19 protein-coding genes are annotated in these 18,318 nt (G+C 46.2%); 17 read left to right on the top strand and 2 right to left on the bottom strand.

Annotated features, from left to right (window positions below; all coding sequences use genetic code 11):
• Positions 1-11 precede the first annotated feature (11 nt).
• The 8 genes from tuaB to VP472_RS17360 all read left to right on the top strand — a co-directional run bounded on the left by tuaB (position 12) and on the right by VP472_RS17360 (position 9,437).
• A complete protein-coding gene (tuaB, locus tag VP472_RS17395) occupies positions 12-1,460 on the top strand; it encodes a teichuronic acid biosynthesis protein TuaB (RefSeq protein WP_146275640.1) in 1,449 nt (482 codons plus the stop codon).
• Positions 1,457-2,653: a teichuronic acid biosynthesis protein TuaC gene (gene tuaC / locus VP472_RS17390; RefSeq protein WP_102422844.1), complete on the top strand. Its 1,197-nt coding sequence runs from the start codon at positions 1,457-1,459 to the stop codon at positions 2,651-2,653. The genes tuaB and tuaC overlap by 4 nt, the downstream gene beginning before the upstream one ends.
• A 4-nt stretch (positions 2,654-2,657) precedes the next feature.
• On the top strand, positions 2,658-3,998 hold the full coding sequence (gene tuaD, locus VP472_RS17385) for a UDP-glucose 6-dehydrogenase TuaD (protein WP_070082463.1): 1,341 nt from the start codon (positions 2,658-2,660) through the stop codon (positions 3,996-3,998).
• A gap of 67 nt (positions 3,999-4,065) precedes the next feature.
• A complete protein-coding gene (gene tuaE, locus VP472_RS17380) occupies positions 4,066-5,553 on the top strand; it encodes a teichuronic acid biosynthesis protein TuaE (protein WP_146275638.1) in 1,488 nt (495 codons plus the stop codon).
• A complete protein-coding gene (gene tuaF / locus VP472_RS17375) occupies positions 5,550-6,230 on the top strand; it encodes a teichuronic acid biosynthesis protein TuaF (protein WP_094247451.1) in 681 nt (226 codons plus the stop codon). Before tuaE ends, tuaF begins: the two co-directional genes overlap by 4 nt.
• Positions 6,231-6,253: 23 nt before the next feature.
• Positions 6,254-7,012, top strand: coding sequence for a teichuronic acid biosynthesis protein TuaG (gene tuaG, locus VP472_RS17370; RefSeq protein ID WP_003151380.1), 759 nt, complete (start codon positions 6,254-6,256; stop codon positions 7,010-7,012).
• Between the two features lie 19 nt (positions 7,013-7,031).
• Positions 7,032-8,228, top strand: coding sequence for a teichuronic acid biosynthesis protein TuaH (tuaH, locus tag VP472_RS17365; RefSeq protein WP_070082461.1), 1,197 nt, complete (start codon positions 7,032-7,034; stop codon positions 8,226-8,228).
• Positions 8,229-8,360: 132 nt separating this feature from the next.
• Positions 8,361-9,437 (top strand): glycosyltransferase family 4 protein, encoded by a 1,077-nt coding sequence (locus VP472_RS17360; protein ID WP_003151382.1) that lies wholly within the window; start codon positions 8,361-8,363, stop codon positions 9,435-9,437.
• Positions 9,438-9,526: 89 nt separating this feature from the next.
• Here the strand turns inward: VP472_RS17360 and VP472_RS17355 are convergent, their stop codons facing one another.
• Both VP472_RS17355 and VP472_RS17350 read right to left on the bottom strand, forming a co-directional pair.
• Positions 9,527-10,702, bottom strand: coding sequence for an LCP family protein (locus VP472_RS17355; protein WP_146275636.1), 1,176 nt, complete (start codon positions 10,700-10,702; stop codon positions 9,527-9,529).
• Positions 10,703-10,706: 4 nt separating this feature from the next.
• Positions 10,707-11,354 carry a YigZ family protein gene (locus tag VP472_RS17350; RefSeq protein WP_060657503.1) on the bottom strand — a complete coding sequence of 216 codons (648 nt, stop codon included), beginning with the start codon at positions 11,352-11,354 and terminating at the stop codon, positions 10,707-10,709.
• A gap of 222 nt (positions 11,355-11,576) precedes the next feature.
• Here VP472_RS17350 and degS point away from each other — a divergent pair, with 222 nt between their 5' ends.
• The 9 genes from degS (at position 11,577) to VP472_RS17305 (ending at position 18,308) form a co-directional block, all read left to right on the top strand.
• Complete coding sequence (gene degS / locus VP472_RS17345; RefSeq protein WP_015387626.1) at positions 11,577-12,740, top strand: two-component sensor histidine kinase DegS; 1,164 nt, start codon at positions 11,577-11,579, stop codon at positions 12,738-12,740.
• A 76-nt stretch (positions 12,741-12,816) separates the two neighbouring features.
• Positions 12,817-13,506 (top strand): two-component system response regulator DegU, encoded by a 690-nt coding sequence (gene degU / locus VP472_RS17340; protein ID WP_003219701.1) that lies wholly within the window; start codon positions 12,817-12,819, stop codon positions 13,504-13,506.
• Positions 13,507-13,603: 97 nt separating this feature from the next.
• Positions 13,604-14,452 carry a DegV family protein gene (locus VP472_RS17335; protein WP_003151387.1) on the top strand — a complete coding sequence of 283 codons (849 nt, stop codon included), beginning with the start codon at positions 13,604-13,606 and terminating at the stop codon, positions 14,450-14,452.
• Positions 14,453-14,559: 107 nt separating this feature from the next.
• Positions 14,560-15,945 (top strand): ATP-dependent helicase ComFA, encoded by a 1,386-nt coding sequence (locus VP472_RS17330; RefSeq protein WP_146275634.1) that lies wholly within the window; start codon positions 14,560-14,562, stop codon positions 15,943-15,945.
• 57 nt (positions 15,946-16,002) lie between these two features.
• Positions 16,003-16,287, top strand: coding sequence for a late competence protein ComFB (locus VP472_RS17325; protein WP_017418816.1), 285 nt, complete (start codon positions 16,003-16,005; stop codon positions 16,285-16,287).
• Between the two features lie 5 nt (positions 16,288-16,292).
• Positions 16,293-16,982, top strand: coding sequence for a phosphoribosyltransferase family protein (locus tag VP472_RS17320; RefSeq protein WP_202980098.1), 690 nt, complete (start codon positions 16,293-16,295; stop codon positions 16,980-16,982).
• Positions 16,983-17,055: 73 nt separating this feature from the next.
• The gene (locus VP472_RS17315; protein ID WP_146275632.1) at positions 17,056-17,475 is read left to right on the top strand and encodes a TIGR03826 family flagellar region protein; all 420 of its coding nucleotides are present in this window, start codon (positions 17,056-17,058) and stop codon (positions 17,473-17,475) included.
• Between the two features lie 69 nt (positions 17,476-17,544).
• Positions 17,545-17,811: a flagellar biosynthesis anti-sigma factor FlgM gene (flgM, locus tag VP472_RS17310; protein WP_146275630.1), complete on the top strand. Its 267-nt coding sequence runs from the start codon at positions 17,545-17,547 to the stop codon at positions 17,809-17,811.
• 14 nt (positions 17,812-17,825) lie between these two features.
• Positions 17,826-18,308: a flagellar protein FlgN gene (locus tag VP472_RS17305; protein ID WP_003151394.1), complete on the top strand. Its 483-nt coding sequence runs from the start codon at positions 17,826-17,828 to the stop codon at positions 18,306-18,308.
• The last annotated feature ends 10 nt before the right edge of the window (positions 18,309-18,318 follow it).

Here is an 18,318-nt window from a genome sequence, read left to right as displayed (position 1 = left end):
TAGGGAAAACGATGCCTAGTATTACAAATCAAATTTTGAGCGGCGCCAAATGGACAAGTATTTCGACAGCGTGTATTACGGTCATTCAAATCGTCCAATTCGCCCTGCTCGGGCGGGTCATGTCACTGGCTGAATTCGGCCTTGTCGGCATGATCACAACGGTAGTGGTGTTTGCCCAAATTGCGCTTGATATGGGTTTTGGAGCCGCGCTCATTCAAAAAGATCATGTGACTGAAAAACAGATGTCTTCCTTGTACTGGCTGAATATCATAACGGGGCTTGCGCTGTTTGCGCTGCTGTTTTTCAGCAGTCCGCTCATTGCCGATTTTTATCGGCGGGAGGAGCTTGTCTATTTAATCCGCGTGCTGGCCGTCATGTTTTTAATCGCGCCGATCGGTCAGCAATATCAGTATATGCTGCAAAAAGCGCTGGCATTTAACACGCTAAGCAAGATTGAAATCTTTTCAAATGTGCTGTCCTTCGTTTACTTGGCGGCTGCGGTTTTTTATACGGACCCGATTCTCGCGTATGTGATTTCCCAGGTGCTGCTGCAATCGTCAAAAGGCATTCTGTACTGGGTGTCCTGCAGAAAAACATGGAGACCGGCGTTCGTTTTTGATCTGAAGGGAATGAAAGGCTTCTTTTCTTTCGGGGCCTTTCAGCTGTCTTCCCGGCTTGTGAACCGGCTCGGGGCGAATATTGATATGATTCTGATCGGCAGTTTTATCGGCGCCGAGGCGCTCGGCATTTACAATCTGGCCTACCAGATTGTCACGCTTCCGGTATTAAAAATCAATCCGATCATTACGAGAGTCGCGTTTCCCGTCTTTGCGAAAAACAAGCATGAAAACAGCGTGATCAGAGAAGGGTTTCTCAATATGACCAAAATACTCGCGCTGATATCCTTTCCGCTCTTGCTCGGTTTGGTTTCAGTATCGGATGCATTCGTGGCTTCGGTTTTCGGAGAAAAATGGCTGGCGGCTGTCCCGGTTTTAAACGTTCTCGCCATCGTCGGGATTTTAAGGGTTCTGATGAATCCGAACGGATCTGTGCTGCTGGCAAAAGGGCGGGCCGATCTGGCATTTTATTGGGACGCCGGGGTGATGCTGCTGTATAGCGCATCTTTGTACGCCGCCGTGCTGTCCGGAAATCTCTTGACGGTAGCCTGGACGTACGCTTTCATCAGCATCCTGAATTTCCTGATCGGGCGCTGGCTGCTGGCATATGTCATTAAGCTGCGGCTGTCGGCTTACTTCAAAGCCGTGGCCAAACCGTTTCTGCTTACGGCGGCAATGGGTGTCATCGCCTTTACAGCCAGCTTCGGAACGGAGCGGATCAGCCTTGATGTCAAGCTGCGGCTGGCGATCTCCGTAGCCTGCGGCGCGTTGTGTTATTTATTCCTGTTAGGAAAAGCTTATCCGCATATGAAAAGTAAATTAAGAAAAGGACGTTTGCTATGAAGGTATTGTGGATGACAAGTGTATATCCGAGCAGTGAGAAGCCGGGAGAAGGCGTTTTTCATGAGACGCAGGCCCAAGAACTGAGAAAGCTTGGCGCGGAGATGACTGTCATTTGTCCGCGGCCGAAACTCGCCGCGCCATTCCGGGTGCTGAAAAAGACGTATCGGCAAAAGGATATAAGGCCGGCGCATGAATGGCGGAGAGGCGTGTCCGTCCACCGGCCGTTTTATCAGGCGGTTCCCGGACAGCTGAAATGGGCGCAGCCGCATAAAAGAATGGCGTTATCGGTTCTTTCCGAAATTAAAAATCATGGCCTGAAGCCCGATCTGATTCACGCGCATTTCGCCATGCCGTCAGGCGGAGCGGCGGCCATTGTGTCAAAGGCTTTAGGCATCCCGTATGTGCTGACCTTGCATGGCAGTGATGTCAATGTCTATCCGCATTACAGCAAAAGCGCTCATCGCGCATTTACATTTGCGGTGCGGGAAGCAGCCGATATTTACGCTGTGAGCGGCAGTCTGCGGGAACAAATGAAAAAGCTCATCGAAGCGGAGTGCAGCGTGCTTCCGATCGGCATCACGCTTGACGCCTTCCGAAAAAGGAACGAGACGAAAGAAGCCGTCAGAAAACGGCTCGGCCTTCCTCCGGATAGAAAACTGATCGTGTTCATCGGCAGGCTTGTCAAAGAGAAAGGTGTTTTCGACTTATCAAAAGCCGTTCAGTCATTGGATGAAAGATATGAAGCTGTCTTTGTCGGTGACGGTCCCGCCGAATCTTCATTGCGTGAAGCCGCTCATATCGTCACGGGGCAAGTGCCGAACGACAAGGTACAGGACTATCTGCTGGCCTCAGATGTAATGGCGCTGCCGTCCTACAGCGAAGGCATGCCGACTGTGGTCATTGAGGCGCTCGCTCTGAAGGTGCCGGTAATCTGTACCGATGTCGGAGGATTGGCTTCTTTATTCGGGAAACACCGGGGGTTGCTGATCAAGCCGGGTTCACCTGACACGCTGGCAGAATCCATTTTGCAATATGACGAAGGAGAGGCTTGGACGCCGCAAACAGCCGAGGAACTTTCTCAAACCGTCCGCACGTATTTTGACGCAAGCCACAATGCGAAAGCGCTGAAAGAGAAATACCGGTCCGTCATGAACCGGGCCGGGCAAGAGGAGAACCTTTCGAAAGAGGGATGAAGCTGTGAAAAAAATCGCTGTATTAGGAACAGGGTATGTAGGTCTTGTATCTGGAACTTGTTTTGCGGAAATCGGCCATCATGTGACTTGCTGTGACATCAATGAAGCGAAAATCAGAAGCTTGCAAAACGGAGTCATCCCGATATATGAACCGGGGCTTGAGGAATTAGCCGAAAAAAATGTCAGTGCCGGGCGGTTATCCTTTACGGCCGATATTGAGCCGGCTGTGAAAGCCGCTGATATCATCTATATCGCCGTCGGTACGCCGATGTCAAAGACGGGTGAAGCCGATCTGACCTACATTAAGGCAGCGGCGCAAACAATCGGAGAACAGCTGAACGGATACAAAATCATTGTCACCAAAAGCACTGTTCCGGTCGGGACGGGAAAGCTCGTTTACCAAATCGTCAGCGAAGCGTCAAAGGGAAAATATCCGTTTGATGTCGCGTCAAATCCTGAATTCCTCCGCGAAGGTTCGGCGGTGCGGGATACGATGCAGATGGAGCGGGCGGTTATCGGCGCCACAAGCGAACATGCCGCTTCGGTCATTGAAGAGCTTCATAAGCCGTTCCGTACGAAGATCGTAAAGACCAATCTTGAAAGCGCGGAAATGATTAAGTATGCCGCAAATGCTTTTTTAGCCGCCAAAATATCTTTTATTAACGATATCGCCAATATTTGCGAACGTGTCGGGGCGGACATTTCTCACGTGTCAGAAGGCGTCGGCCTTGACAGCCGGATCGGGAATAAATTTCTGCAGGCCGGCATCGGATTCGGCGGATCCTGCTTTCCGAAGGATACAACGGCTTTATTGCATATCGCAAACGCCGCCGGCTATCCGTTTGAAATGATGGAAGCCGTCATTGAAACCAATCAGAAGCAGCGGGTCCGTATTACGGAAAAATTGAACCGCGCCATCGGTCCCTTAAAAGGGAAAACCGTGGCCGTACTGGGGCTGGCCTTTAAACCGCATACAAATGACGTCCGCTCCGCCCCGGCTCTTGATATCATCACAAGTCTTAAAGAGCAGGGTGCTCACGTGAAAGCGTATGATCCGATCGCGATTCCCGAAGCGTCAGCGATATTAGGAGAAGGCGGCATTGAATATCACACAGAGATGTACAGTGCCATCAAAAACGCAGACGCATGCCTGATTACAACAGATTGGCCGGAAGTCAAGGAGATGGATCTTCAGAGAGTGAAGCAGCTGCTCAAACAGCCGGTCATCATTGACGGCAGAAATATGTTTCCGTTGGAGTATATGAGGGTTTCAGGATTCACTTATCATTCCGTCGGACGTCCGGCGGTTCATGCCGATCGGCAAATAAAAGAACTGGCAAGATAGAAAAAGATTTGTTTTCAGGCTCTCGGCAGTCCGGCTCGGCTGCCGGTTTTGGAAAGGGGTTTGCCATGTGAGTATCAAACGTTCAGCGGCACATGTTCTTGTGCTGCTTGCCGCTGTCATTACAGGAGGATGCATCATGCTGGAGGCGGTCAGGGCGGATGCCGGCTTCGGAAAAATCACCGTGCTGCTGCTTGCCGCCATGATTGGCATTGCCGGACTTGCTTTGCTATCCGCCTTTACAACAAACGGTCAGATGTTTATGGCGCTCATTTATATACTGATCGCGTGTACATTTTTAAACCAGGCCTTCTTTGCGGTTCATCTCGGATTTTTCAGCTTATTTATATACCGGCTGTTATTAATCGGGGCGGGCGCCCTTCACATCGCCGGCATCCTGACAAACCGTCATCATATTGACAGATGGAATCGGGTGAATGTAAAAGGGATTCTGATGTTTTTCGCCTTATGGTTTACATACGGTCTCCTATCGTTATTGTGGGCAAAATCCGTGACGTACGGGATTAAATATTTAGCTTTAATGGGAATGGGCATGTTTTTGATTTATCTTATTGTCATGTTCATTCAGCGCTTTGATCAGCTGATGGTTTTTTACGGCATATGGCTTGTGATGACCATTTTTGTGATGGCGATCGGCTTTTACAACCATTTTACACACAACCATCTGCCGAGCTCCACGCTTTATAACGGCCCGCAGTACAAACAGCATTATCCGACGTCCGTTTTCTTTAATCAAAATGATTTCGCGACGTTTTTGTGCATCAGTTTCTTTCTGTATGCGGCGGCGGTGAAAAATATGAAAAACGGCTATGTGAAGGCCGTCAGCCTGCTCTTTGCGATCTGCGCTTTGTATTTAATCATTTTGACCGGTTCGCGCGCGAGTCTGCTGGGCATATGCGCGGGGGCGGCTGTATACGTCTTCATCCTGCTGCCTTCCGTGTTGAAAAAATTCGCGCTGTACGCTGCGGGAGCGGGTGCTGCGCTGTTTGCGGTTTTATTTGCGGGCCGTATCACCAATGCCGTCTTGAATCTGTTTTCAGCTCCGCAGGCGATGCCGGGACAGCAGCCGCTTCCTTCCAACCTTGCGAGGGCGAATCTTTTAAAGAACGCCTTTCACTATGTGATTGATTCCTGGGGGTTCGGAGTGGGTGCCGGAAATGTCTCTTACTATTTAAAAGCGGAGCCCGTTTATGATACGGGCGGCGTAGTTGAGGTGCACAACTGGCTCGTCGAGATTATGGCGAACTTCGGCGTGCTTACGATGCTCGGTTACCTGATAGTCTATTTGTTCCTTTTTTGGACACTTTATAAATGTCATGAAAGAAAATCGGAAAATCAGTCAAGACTGATCACAGAAGGACTTATCACGGCAATGGCCGGTTTTTTGGTAAGCAGCATCAGCCCAAGCTCCGTATCAAATTTATTTTTCCACTGGGTATTTCTCTCGCTCGTGATCGCGGCGGTCAATATATTGAGGCGTTTACAAAAGGAGTCTGCCGTCACGGCGTACTATGAAAAACAGGGAGATGCGAGATGAAGGATATGTTGACAAGAATAACCCGGCGTATCAAAAAAAATATCATTTGGATCATTGCGCTGCCCGTTGTGTTAGGGGCGGCGGGATATGTATTGCCGTCAAAAATAAGCGGAAACAGCAGTTTTACATCAGAAGCCGCGATCGCCGCGGGAAATTATGATCATCCGCTTTATAACAATACAAAAGAAATCCCGCTCCTTTTGACGAGCGATGCCTTTTTAAAGCAGGCTCTGCCTGATAAAACAGACGAAGAAAGAGCGGCCGTGAAAAGTAAACTGACTGTCGAAACACAATCAGATTCATTGATCACGGTCAGCTACAGCGGCCAAAACAAACAGGAGACCGAATCGGTGTTTCAAGCCGTCATAACAACTTTTCTGAAGAATGATCAGGACCTGTTTGAAAAACGGGCAAAAGTAGTGCGGCAGAGTATTGCTGCGCTTGAAGGAGAAACCGTCAGCGCGGACGCCAAAGTGGATAAGGAACGATTTTTATACGAATTGAAAAATATGCAGCTGAACCTGAAAGCGGCCGGCGTCATCAATTCAGAGCCGATGAATGAAACGGCGGGACAAGGCATGCCGCCGAAAAAGAAAGCGGTTCTGGGCGTTTTAATCGGCATTGCAGTTGCCTTTATGTTCATTGTCATTCCGGAGTTTTTTAGAGAGTCCTTGTAAAAATCTGCGATGGAGATGTGACCATGACAAACTGGAAACCTTTCGTATCTGTCATTACACCGTCTTATAACGCAAGTGAATATATCGAAGACACGATTCAGTCCGTTTTACATCAAAGCCACCCGCATTGGGAAATGATTATCGCGGATGATTGTTCAACGGACGGAACGAGAGATATTTTACGGCAATATGAACAAAAAGATGAGCGGATCCGCGTCGTTTATTTAGATAAAAACGGGGGAGCCGCGGCTGCCAGAAATACAGCCCTTAAACATGCCAAGGGCCGTTATGTCGCATTTCTGGACAGCGATGACAGATGGAAAAAGGAAAAGCTTCAAAAACAGCTTGCGTTTATGGCAGAGCGGTCCTGCGCTTTTTCATTTACGGGCTACAGCGTCATGGAGCAGGACGGAACGCCGACGGACAAAACGATTCAAGCCCCTGAAAGCCTGTCATATGATGAAGCTTTAAAAAACACGATTATCGGATGTTTAACGGTCATGATTGACAGAGAGCAGACGGGGCAGATTCAAATGCCTGATATCAGAACGCGGCAGGATTTAGCGACATGGCTTTCCCTGCTGAAAAGGGGATTTACGGCTTACGGCCTGAATGAGTGCCTTTCAGAATACAGGCTTGTGCAGAATTCGATTTCAAGCAACAAGTGGAAAGCCGCAAAAAAAACGTGGTTTGTTTATAGAGAAATTGAGCGCCTGCATTTTATCAAGGCTTCGTGGTGTTTTATGCAATATGCGAAAAACGCGGTCTTGAAAAGACTGTAGGCGTCAGAGGAGCTGGGTGATGAAGGTGGAACCGATTATTCACGTAATCGTCGGAGCGGCGGAATGGGGGCATGACCGGCTGAGATACAGACGGCACCGGCTGGCTGAATTTCTTGCCCGGCAAAAAGAAACGAAAAGCGTCATTTGGGTATGCCCGTCCCCGCGAGCCAATGATGGTCAGACGGCCGGGATCGCCGAGGGAATCCGGCAGTTCACTGTAAAGGATCTCATGCAGCAAAAAGCATTCCGTTTCGGCAGGTATACAGACATGTGTTACAGGCATAAACTTTCACCATTGTTGCACATGCTGAAGGAAGAAGGAGAAGGGGCCCGCTGCTGCTTATGGTACACCTTCCCCGGTTTTCCGCTTCTGGCAGATCTGTTTCCTTGGGATGAAGTGATTTACGATTGCAGTGATCTGTGGGCCGCTCCGATCAGCGGCCGGGCCGGTGTGCTGTCAAATGTAAGAAGAAACATCATTAAACAGGCGGAAATGAGAATCATTCAGCGTGCCGATTCCATCACCTGCACATCTGACTGTCTGCACCGGGAGGTCGGAAAAAAGCTGGAGAACCCGCACCAGAAAGTGTTCACCATTGAAAACGGAGTGGAATATGACCTGTTTTCACGGGAAAATAAACAGCCGGATGAAGACATTTTACGGGGAAGAAACGGAACGGTTCTCGGTTTTATCGGCGGAATCAAACCGAAGCTCGATTTTGCGCTTATGGCGGAAACGGCAGATGTGCGGCCTGACTGGACGATTTTATTGGTGGGCCCGAACACGGCTCAGGACGATCCGGATTTCGAGTCGCTTCTGGAACGCCCGAATGTCATCTGGACGGGACCTGCCGCGCCGAATGAAGTGCCGTCCTATATGCAGCTTGTCGACATCGGCATCATGCCGTATAAAAATTCACCTTATAATGACGCGGTATTTCCGCTTAAGCTTTTTGAATTTTTAGCTGCCGGGAAACCGGTTGTCGGCTGCAACCTTTCTTCTACGTCAAAAATCAAAAGGCCTTACGTTTATGAATACGTTGAAGGGAGCGACCCCGCAGATTTCATCGCGGCCTGCGAAGCGCTTCTGGCAGCGGACCGCCGCGGATCATACGAGGCTTTGCGCCGTGAATTGGCCCGGAGACGAGATTGGAATGTTTTATTCGGCCGAATGCTCGAATGCACGGGTATATTGAAAAATGCGCAATCCCATTAAAAGGGAAAGCGCATTTTTTGATTTGCGTGTTTCTTTTTGATGATGCTTGTTATAATAACTAGTAAGAATTATAATGGAAGGAACGGTTCAATATCAGAAAAGACTTCATATAATTCCAAAGGAGACTTCTTTATGCTTGACGAACGCATGTTTCGCATAGTTGTTGCGTTTTTTGTCTCTCTGCTAACGGTTTTAATCCTAACTCCTATCGTAAAAAAAATTGCGATCAAAATAGGTGCAGTTGACCAGCCCAGCAACCGAAAAGTACATGATAAAATAATGCCCCGTATGGGCGGCTTGGCCATCTTTATCGGCGTAGCGGCGGGTGTGCTCGCGGCCGGCATATATAATGAAACAAAAATGACCGCCATTACGGTGGGTGCGTTTATTATTGTTATTTTAGGAATCCTTGATGATAAATACCAATTAAGCGCAAAGGTAAAGTTTTTCGTCCAGCTGGCCGTGGCCATTATGATTGTGAGCACGGGACTGAAAATGGACTTTTTCTCCGTACCGTTTTTAACGGAACGTTTAGAATTGGGATGGGTCGCTTACCCGCTGACTGTGTTATGGATCGTCGGTATTACGAATGCGATGAACCTGATTGACGGTTTGGACGGACTCGCTGCCGGCCTGTCGGTCATCGGACTCTCCACTATCGCCGTTATGGCGTTATCCGGAGGGAAAATCCTTATTCTGTCACTTTCACTTGTCGTGATAGGAAGCACACTCGGATTTTTATTTTATAATTTTCACCCGGCAAAGATATTTATGGGAGATACCGGATCGCTCTTTCTCGGATACGTCATCTCAGTACTCTCATTATTAGGTCTTTATAAAAGTGTTACTTTATTCAGTATCATCATTCCGATCATCATTTTGGGCGTGCCGATTTTTGATACGACATTCGCCGTCATCAGGCGGATTTTAAACAAACAGCCGATCTCAGCGCCTGATAAGTCACATATACACCACCGGCTGATGGCCTTCGGGCTGTCACACCGCACGGCTGTCATTATCATTTATTTAATCGGCTTTATTTTCAGCGTCAGTGCCATCCTGCTGAAAAGTGCGACCATATGGCTTTCGCTGTTTATTATTTTTGTATTGATTGTATTTATGCAAATCATAGCAGAGGTCACAGGGTTAGTAAATGAACAATTTAAACCATTTACCAAGTTTTACAAAAGATTGGTAAAGAAAAATTAAAAAGAGCAGATCATGCGAATGGTCTGCTTTTTTGCTATTCTCTTATTATATAGAAAAACCCGATCCTGCTCAAAGGATCGGGTTTACTCTTAATAGCCTGTTGTGTCGCCGGACTGTGTGCTGTCCGTACCGTTTGCACCTGCAGTACCGTTGGTTGAATCGGTTGTGCCGCTTGTTCCTGTGCTGCCGGAAGTCGAATCAGTCGTACTGTCCGTTCCGGTGCTGTCAGAAGCGGGATCGGACGCCGTGCTGCTTCCGGACGGGTAATCCAGGTGCTTCTGCAATTCCTGCCGTACTTTTTCGAGATTGGCTGGATCCGGCTGGAAATAATATGTTCCGCGCGTAGTTGCGGTTCCGCCTAAATATAAATCTGATCCTGTTATGGTCAGTGTATCAATCTTTTTGCTGGTAAAGCCGCTGTAAATCTGCTGAAGAGCGAGTCCTTCAGTGATTCGGATATTTGTTTGGACGTTATTGCTCGCTGTTTCAGCGATTTTATCGATTTTAGCAATATTTCCAGCTCTTGACATTTGGTCGATCAGTGCGTTTAAGATTTGCTTTTGGCGGTCATTCCGGCCGAAGTCTCCGCGCTTATCCTGCTTTCTCATCCGCGCGTAAGCCAAAGCCTGCTCACCGTTCAAATGCATGTTTCCTTTCTTGAAATAGATCCGTTTCTTTTTACTGACGTCACTCATCTCGTCGAAGTCAAACGGCACTTTTACATCGACCCCGCCTACCTCATCAATAACATCCTTAAAGCCATTGAAGTCGACAGTGACATACTTATCAATCGGTATGCCTAATAAGTCTTCGACGGTTGAGACGGTTTCATCCGCTCCGCCCTTAGCAAAAGCCGCATTGATTTTTGTTTTGTTACCGGTTGTGTCACCGGCAAGCGTCACCCGCGTATCACGCGGAATACTCAGCATTTTCATTGTTTTATTTCTCGGATCAAGGGTAACGACAATAAGAGAATCTGATCGTCCGCCTTTTCCGCTGGTGGCATAATTTTCGATCCCCATAAACAAAATGGAGAACGGTTTTTTCTTCATATTGATGACTTTATCCCGCAATTTTGATTTGTCTCCGCGGGAAAGGGCATCATATGCATTATCTGCCGCATTAATCGTTTTGTATACTTTGTATCCGCCAAATCCGGCAGCGACTAACAAAACGAGGGTAAGCAGCAGCAAAATCCGTTTGAATATGATCTTTCGTTTGCTTTTCTTTTTCTTTCGAACACGCACTCTTACACGTTCAGCCATTACATTAGTCTCCTTTAGGGCTGACGTCTGTTTCTAAATACGTCAGTTCTCCCTCTGTATTCTTACTCTTGCCGTTCGTCAGTTCTGTCATCCATTTTAGAAACGCTTCTTTGTCTTTTTCTTCAACGTACGTTTCAAATTCGACATGATCCGCATAATGGATATCTTTCAGTAAAAAAACTGATTCTCTCAGTTCGTTCTCTATCTTGCCGAGCCACGTATAATCCGCTGATGTATGCATAATCCGCATCAGCTTCCGCTCCGTAACTCCTATATGATTTAAGCCTTCAGACACTGACTTCCCATATGCACGAATCAATCCGCCTGCACCGAGCTTTATTCCGCCGAAATACCGGGTAACCACCGCGCAGGTATCTTTCAGACCTCGTTTTTTCAGCACTTCCAGCATGGGGACGCCGGCTGTTCCGCTTGGTTCTCCGTCATCATTGGCCTTTTGTATATGGTCGGTTTCGCCGATCAGATAAGCTGAGCAGTTATGAGTCGCATTCCAGTGCTGTTTTTTTATCTTTTGTATAAATTCCTGCGCTTCCTCTTCAGAAGCAGCACGGCTCAGGTGACAGATAAAACGTGATTTTTCAATCACAATCTCATGTTCACCCGCTTCTTTAACAGTTAAATAGCTGTGCAGCATGATTGCTGGACCCTCCTGACAAGCATTAAAAGACTTGTTTCTACAAATTCGAACAGACTTTAGAATTTTTGCGCATATTTTGGTATCATGAAAGAGTAAGATACTATATAAAAATGTTTTTTTCTAGAATATACGCATTCTTTCATTATAATTCGACATAAATTGCAGTTCAATTACATTTATAATAAAAATACATAACAACACCGTTACGGAGGGAGACAGATGAATAAATCGAAGATGGACTCCAAAGTTTTGGATTCTATACTTATGAAAATGCTGAAAACCGTGGACGGGAGCAAGGACGAGGTTTTTCAAATCGGAGAGCAGTCGCGCCAGCAATATGAGCAGCTGGTTGAAGAACTCAAACAGATCAAACAGCAGGTGTACGAAGTCATTGAGCTGGGCGACAAACTTGAAGTTCATACGCGGCACGCACGAAACCGCTTGTCTGAAGTAAGCAGAAATTTCCATAAGTTCAGCGAAGAAGAAATTCGCAACGCCTATGAAAAGGCGCACAAACTTCAAGTGGAACTGACGATGATCCAGCAGCGTGAAAAGCAGCTGCTGGAGCGCAGAGATGATTTAGAACGCCGGCTTTTGGGGCTTCAGGAAATCATTGAACGGTCAGAATCATTGGTCAGCCAAATAACCGTCGTTCTGAATTACCTGAATCAAGACCTTCGCCAAGTAGGGCTTCTTCTTGCCGATGCGCAGGCTAAACAAGATTTCGGCTTAAGAATCATCGAAGCCCAAGAGGAAGAAAGAAAAAGAGTTTCCAGAGAAATTCATGACGGTCCCGCGCAGATGCTGGCAAATGTCATGATGAGATCGGAATTAATTGAACGGATCTTCCGCGACCGCGGCACGGAGGACGGATTTCAGGAAATCAGAAATCTTCGGCAGAATGTGCGGAATGCCCTTTACGAAGTCAGAAGGATTATATATGATTTAAGACCGATGGCATTGGACGATCTCGGGCTGATTCCGACACTGAGAAAATATCTTTATACAACTGAAGAATACAACGGAAAGGTGAAAATACATTTTCAGTGTATCGGAGACACGGAGAACAAAAGGCTTGCCCCGCAATTTGAAGTGGCGCTTTTCCGTCTCGCTCAGGAAGCCGTCACAAATGCACTCAAGCATTCAGAATCAGAGGAAATAACAGTAAAAGTGGAAGTAACCGCTGATTTTGTCGTTCTTATCATTAAGGACAACGGAAAAGGCTTTGATATTAAGGATGCTAAACAAAAGAAAAACAAGTCATTCGGCTTGCTGGGAATGAAAGAAAGAGTAGATCTGCTTGAAGGAACGATAACGATAGACTCTAAAATAGGTCTTGGGACATTTATCATGATTAAGGTTCCGTTATCTCTCGGCCTATAATTTGTTAAATAGAGCCAAAAGACATATTGACCGAACAGCGGCGTATATAGAACAATAGGATAAGGAGGCGTAGCGTGTGACTAAAGTAAATATTGTTATTATCGACGACCATCAACTATTCCGTGAGGGTGTAAAAAGAATATTGGATTTTGAACCTACCTTTGAAGTGGTAGCAGAAGGTGACGATGGAGATGAGGCGGCTCGAATCGTCGAGCATTATCATCCCGATGTTGTCATAATGGACATCAATATGCCGAATGTAAATGGAGTAGAGGCTACTAAACAGCTTGTTGAGCTGTACCCTGAATCTAAGGTGATTATCCTCTCCATCCATGATGATGAAAACTATGTGACTCATGCTTTAAAAACAGGTGCAAGAGGCTATCTCCTGAAAGAGATGGACGCAGATACTTTAATCGAAGCAGTGAAAGTGGTAGCCGAGGGCGGTTCTTACCTTCACCCGAAAGTAACCCACAATCTTGTCAACGAATTCCGCCGTCTTGCGACAAGCGGAGTTTCTGCTCATCCTCAGCATGAGGTTTATCCGGAAATCCGGAGACCATTACATATATTAACGAGACGGGAATGTGAAGTGCTGCAAATGCTTGCAGACGGAAAAAGCAACCGCGGAATCGGTGAATCATTGTTTATCAGTGAGAAAACAGTGAAAAATCACGTGAGTAATATTTTGCAGAAAATGAACGTTAATGACCGGACACAAGCCGTTGTCGTAGCCATTAAAAACGGCTGGGTAGAGATGCGTTAGTCATGTGTGAGAAGACTTGCCATAATAGGCAAGTCTTTTTTTACAGCTTCATATCTATTAAAATACTTATTAAGTACTTAATAAGGCAGGTAAAGTGATGAAGATTGCAGTTGTAACAGACAGTACAGCATATATTCCGAAAGAGATGAGAGAAGAACATCATATTCATATGATCCCTCTTCAAGTGGTTTTCGGTGAAAAAACATTTCGCGAAGAAACAGAACTCGACTGGAGAAGTTTTTATAAAGAAGTAAAAAATCATGATGAGCTGCCGACTACGTCCCAGCCTTCTTTCGGTGAATTAATCGCATTGTACGAAGAACTGGGCAAAACATATGACGCAGTCATAAGCATACATTTGTCCAGCGGAATCAGCGGAACTTATAACAGCGCCGCCTCGGCAAACACTATGGTTGATCATATTAAAGTTTATCCCTTTGATTCAGAGATCAGCTGTTTGGCGCAAGGTTTTTATGCATTAAAGGCAGCACAGCTCATTAAAGACGGTGTTGACTCACCGGAAGAGATTATAAAAGAGCTGGAAGAAATGAAAAAAACAGTCCGTGCGTATTTTATGGTGGACGATTTATCACACCTCCAGCGGGGCGGGCGTCTAAGCAGTGCTCAGGCTTTTATCGGCGGTCTGTTAAAGGTAAAGCCTATTCTTCATTTTGACAATAAGGTAATTGTTCCTTTTGAGAAGATTCGGACACGCAAAAAAGCGATTTCGAGAATTTTTGAGCTGTTTGGGGAGGATGCAAGTAAAGGAATCCCGATGCGGGCCGCTGTCATCCATGCAAACAGGGAAGAAGAAGCGGCGGATATTATACAGGAGTTAAGCGGTAAATATCCTCATGTCGAATTCTATAACAGCTATTTCGGTGCCGTGATCGGAACCCATCTGGGCGAAGGCGCCATCGGAATCGGCTGGTGTTTTAAAAACTAAGTGAAAATCTCCGTTTTCAAGGGCGGAGATTTTTTTATTATTAAATTTTCGTGATTCGACAAAAAAATTCCCGGCAGGCATACTTTGAGCAGAAAGGAGGCAGGGAGATGGCCGAAGGTGCTTCAGAATTTTCAGAGGTGCGGGATTTCTTTTACGGCCGACATTTATTGAGAGCTGAGATACCGTTTTCAGATCAGCGCATCAACCGTTTTATAGAAAAAGAGTATATAACGGCCGAGCCGTCAATCATCCGCCGGAAAAACCGTTACATCTGCCAACGATGCGGTCAGTCTGATCAAGCCTGCTTTGCGGCATTTTGGGCGCCCTCTGCCAAAAGGCAGATCACCTATTGCCGTGCCTGTGTCATGATGGGAAGGGCTGATGAACTGACATCGTTATATTCTTGGAATCAAGCCCCTGAAAACAGCTGGAAGCCTGTAAAGCTTTCTTGGGAAGGAACACTGACAGACGGACAGAAGCAGGCCGCCGCCGCGCTTACAGATGCGATAAAAGAGAGACAAGAGCTGTTAGTATGGGCGGTTTGCGGATCGGGGAAAACAGAGATGCTGTTTCCGGGTATCGAGTTTGCGCTGAATCACGGTTTGCGCGTCTGTGTCGCGACTCCGCGTACAGATGTCGTACTTGAACTGCTGCCGAGACTGAAAAAAGCATTTGAGAAAGTCGACGTTTCTGCTTTGTACGGCGGCAGCGAGGACAAAGGCCGCTTGACTCCGTTGATGATTTCAACCGCTCACCAGCTGATGCGCTACCGAGACATTTTTGATGTCATGATAATAGATGAAGTAGATGCGTTTCCTTTTTCAGCCGATGAGACATTAAGGTTCGCTGTTGATAAAGCGAGGAAGAAAAACAGCGCCCTTGTTTATGTAACGGCAACTCCTTCAGACACATTAAAAAAGAATGCTGAAGCCGGTTTGCTGAAAAGCGTTCGCATACCGGCCAGATATCATCGGAAACCTCTCCCGGAGCCGCGTTTTTTGTGGTGCGGCAATTGGAAGAAGAAGCTTCAGAAGGGAAAACTGCCGCGCTCTGTAACGGATTGGGTCCGCCAAAAACTTCAATCACAGCTGCCGGTTTTCTTATTCGTTCCGTCTGTACACGTATTGAAAAAGACAACGGATTATTTTCAGAAATTAAACGTAAGGGCAGAGGGCGTGCATGCGGAAGACACATTCAGAAAGGATAAAGTGAAACGGTTCAGAGACGGCCGGCTAGATCTGCTGGTAACAACTACGATTTTAGAAAGAGGAGTTACCGTACCCAAAGTTCAGACATGTGTCCTCGGCGCAGAAGCACCTATCTTTACTGAGAGCGCGCTCGTACAGATCGCGGGCAGAACGGGAAGGCATTATAAACATTTCAGCGGTGATGTCGTCATGTTTCATTTCGGAATGACAAACGGAATGAAAAAAGCAAAAAAACATATAGAACATATGAACAAATTGGCACAAAAAAGTAAATTGTTGGACTAGTTAATTTCAGAAAACGTGATACAGTATACTCATACTTTCCTATGAGGAGCTGTCAGCATGCTTGTCAATTCTAAAGAAATCATATTAAAGGAACTTCTCGACCGCCATATGCCTCAGCTTCATATGAAATGCACATGCCGGGTATGCAAAAATGATGTACTGGCACTTTCATTAAACCGGGCTGAGCCGGCATATGTTACAGATAAAAAGAAAGTTGCTTATGCAAAAGCAGAGATAGTTGATAAACAGAAAAATACGGCGCTGCTTGTCATTCTGGCTGAATCAGCGGCGATTGTTTCGGTTAATCCAAGCGAGTTCTGTGAAACTCGGGAAGGAGCGTAATATCTCTGAATTGTTTATTGTGTGACTCACCAATTTCAAGTTCATTGACTTGGAGATCTCTGTTTTCTCTGGCGCCCGAGCAAGAGGTATGCACCATATGCAGCAGCCGATTCGAAAAAATTGAAGGCCCCGTATGCACTATATGCGGGAGGCCTCAGGAGTCAAATGAAAAATGCGCTGATTGTGCGGCCCGGGAATCAAAAACGGAAAAGCGCTTTTTGCTGCGGCAAAACCGTTCGGTATATTTGTATAATGATGCGATGAAGGACTCATTAGCCCGGTTTAAATTCAGGGGTGATGCGAAAATCATTCAAGCATTTGGACGTGACTTTGCTGCCGGCTTTAAAGCGGCATATCCATCAAATACACATACTCTCATCCCTATTCCGCTGAGCGGCGAACGGCTGGCGGAACGCGGATTCAATCAATCCGAGCTGCTGGCCTCTCTGCTCGGAATGCCCGTCATTTTCCCCCTCATCCGACTGAACAATGAAAAACAATCCAAAAAGAGCAAAACAGAAAGGCTGTCCGCAGAAAAAAAGTTTTCAGCAGCCGAAAACTCGGCCGAAGGTATGAACGTCATCTTAATAGACGATATTTATACGACGGGCGCCACACTGCATCAAGCCGCCGAAGTCCTGCTGACAGCGGGTAAAGCGTCATCGGTCTCCTCTTTTACTTTAATCAGGAGCTAAATCATTCTTTTTTTCTGCCGATATAATTGATAGAAATATAAGGCAGATTAAAGAAGGAATAGGAGTTAATACGATGGGTGAATTGGCGAATTGTCCAAAATGCAATGCTTTATTTTTTAAAACGAACCTGCAGACCGTGTGCCAGGCATGTATTAAAGAAGAAGAAAAAGCATTTGAAACCGTCTATAAATTTTTGAGAAAGCAGATCAACAGACAGTCGACGATGCAGCAGATCACTGAGGAAACAGGTGTGGATGAAGAGCTGATCCTCAAGTTTATCAAACAAAAAAGGATTCAGATCAGCCAGCTTCCAAATTTGGCATATCCTTGCGGAAGGTGCGGAAATCCGATCAGGACGGGGAAATTCTGCAAGTCCTGTCAGACAGATATTGAGTCGCAATTAGACCATATGAACCAAAAAACAGCCGCTGAATCCAAAGAAAAAAACAGTACAAAAGACACATACTATGCCTATAATACCAAAAACACCTGATTCCCTAAACTAACTGATAACGCAGTCGATAAAAGAATTAGACTGCGAACAGAAAGCGAGAGGAATCCTATGAAAATCAATCAGTACGGAACACAATCCGTTAATCCATACCAAAAAAATTACGAAAAGCAAGCCGTACAAAAAGAGGCTGCAAGGCCGAAGGACAAAGTGGAAATTTCTTCTCATGCAAAAGAGCTTCAAAATGCGTCAGATGCGGTCACTAAAACACGTCAGGAAAAAATCGCTCAGCTTAAAGCGGATATAGAGAGCGGAACATATAAAATAGATTCAAACAGCATCGCTGAAAACATAGTGAATTTTTATAAAAAGCAATAAAAAGGAGAAAGCCAATGTCAGCAAAGCCAATTATTGATCAACTGAAGCGACTTTGCGCACTGCATGAACATCTGCTCACGCTGTCTGAGGAGAAAACGGAAGCGCTGAAAGCAGGTAAAACAAAAGAGCTCTCCAACATATTGACTAAAGAGCAAAAGTATATTCAGGCAATCGGGCAGACTGAGGAAGAACGAATCAGGTTAACTTCTCAGTTTCTCAGCCGTGGTGAGGACAATACAATTGCTGCATGCATCTCCAGAACTTCAGGCAGTGAAAAACAGGAGCTTGAAGGGTTATTTCACTCTTTGTCTGCGCTTCTTGACCGTCTGAAAGAAGTGAATGAGATGAACAAACAGCTCACGATTCAGGCTTTACAATTCATCTCAGGGGCATTCGATATGATCATGCCGGGTGAAAAAGAGAATATGAATTATAAAGAGCCGCAAGCGGCGCGCAAGCCTGTCAGCCGTTTGACATTATTCGATTCAAAAGCTTAGAACGGAGGAT

The organism is Bacillus sp. MT(2024), assembly GCF_036362845.1.
GTDB classification, from domain to species: domain Bacteria; phylum Bacillota; class Bacilli; order Bacillales; family Bacillaceae; genus Bacillus; species Bacillus velezensis.
This window is presented reverse-complemented; position numbering and strand designations above follow the sequence as displayed.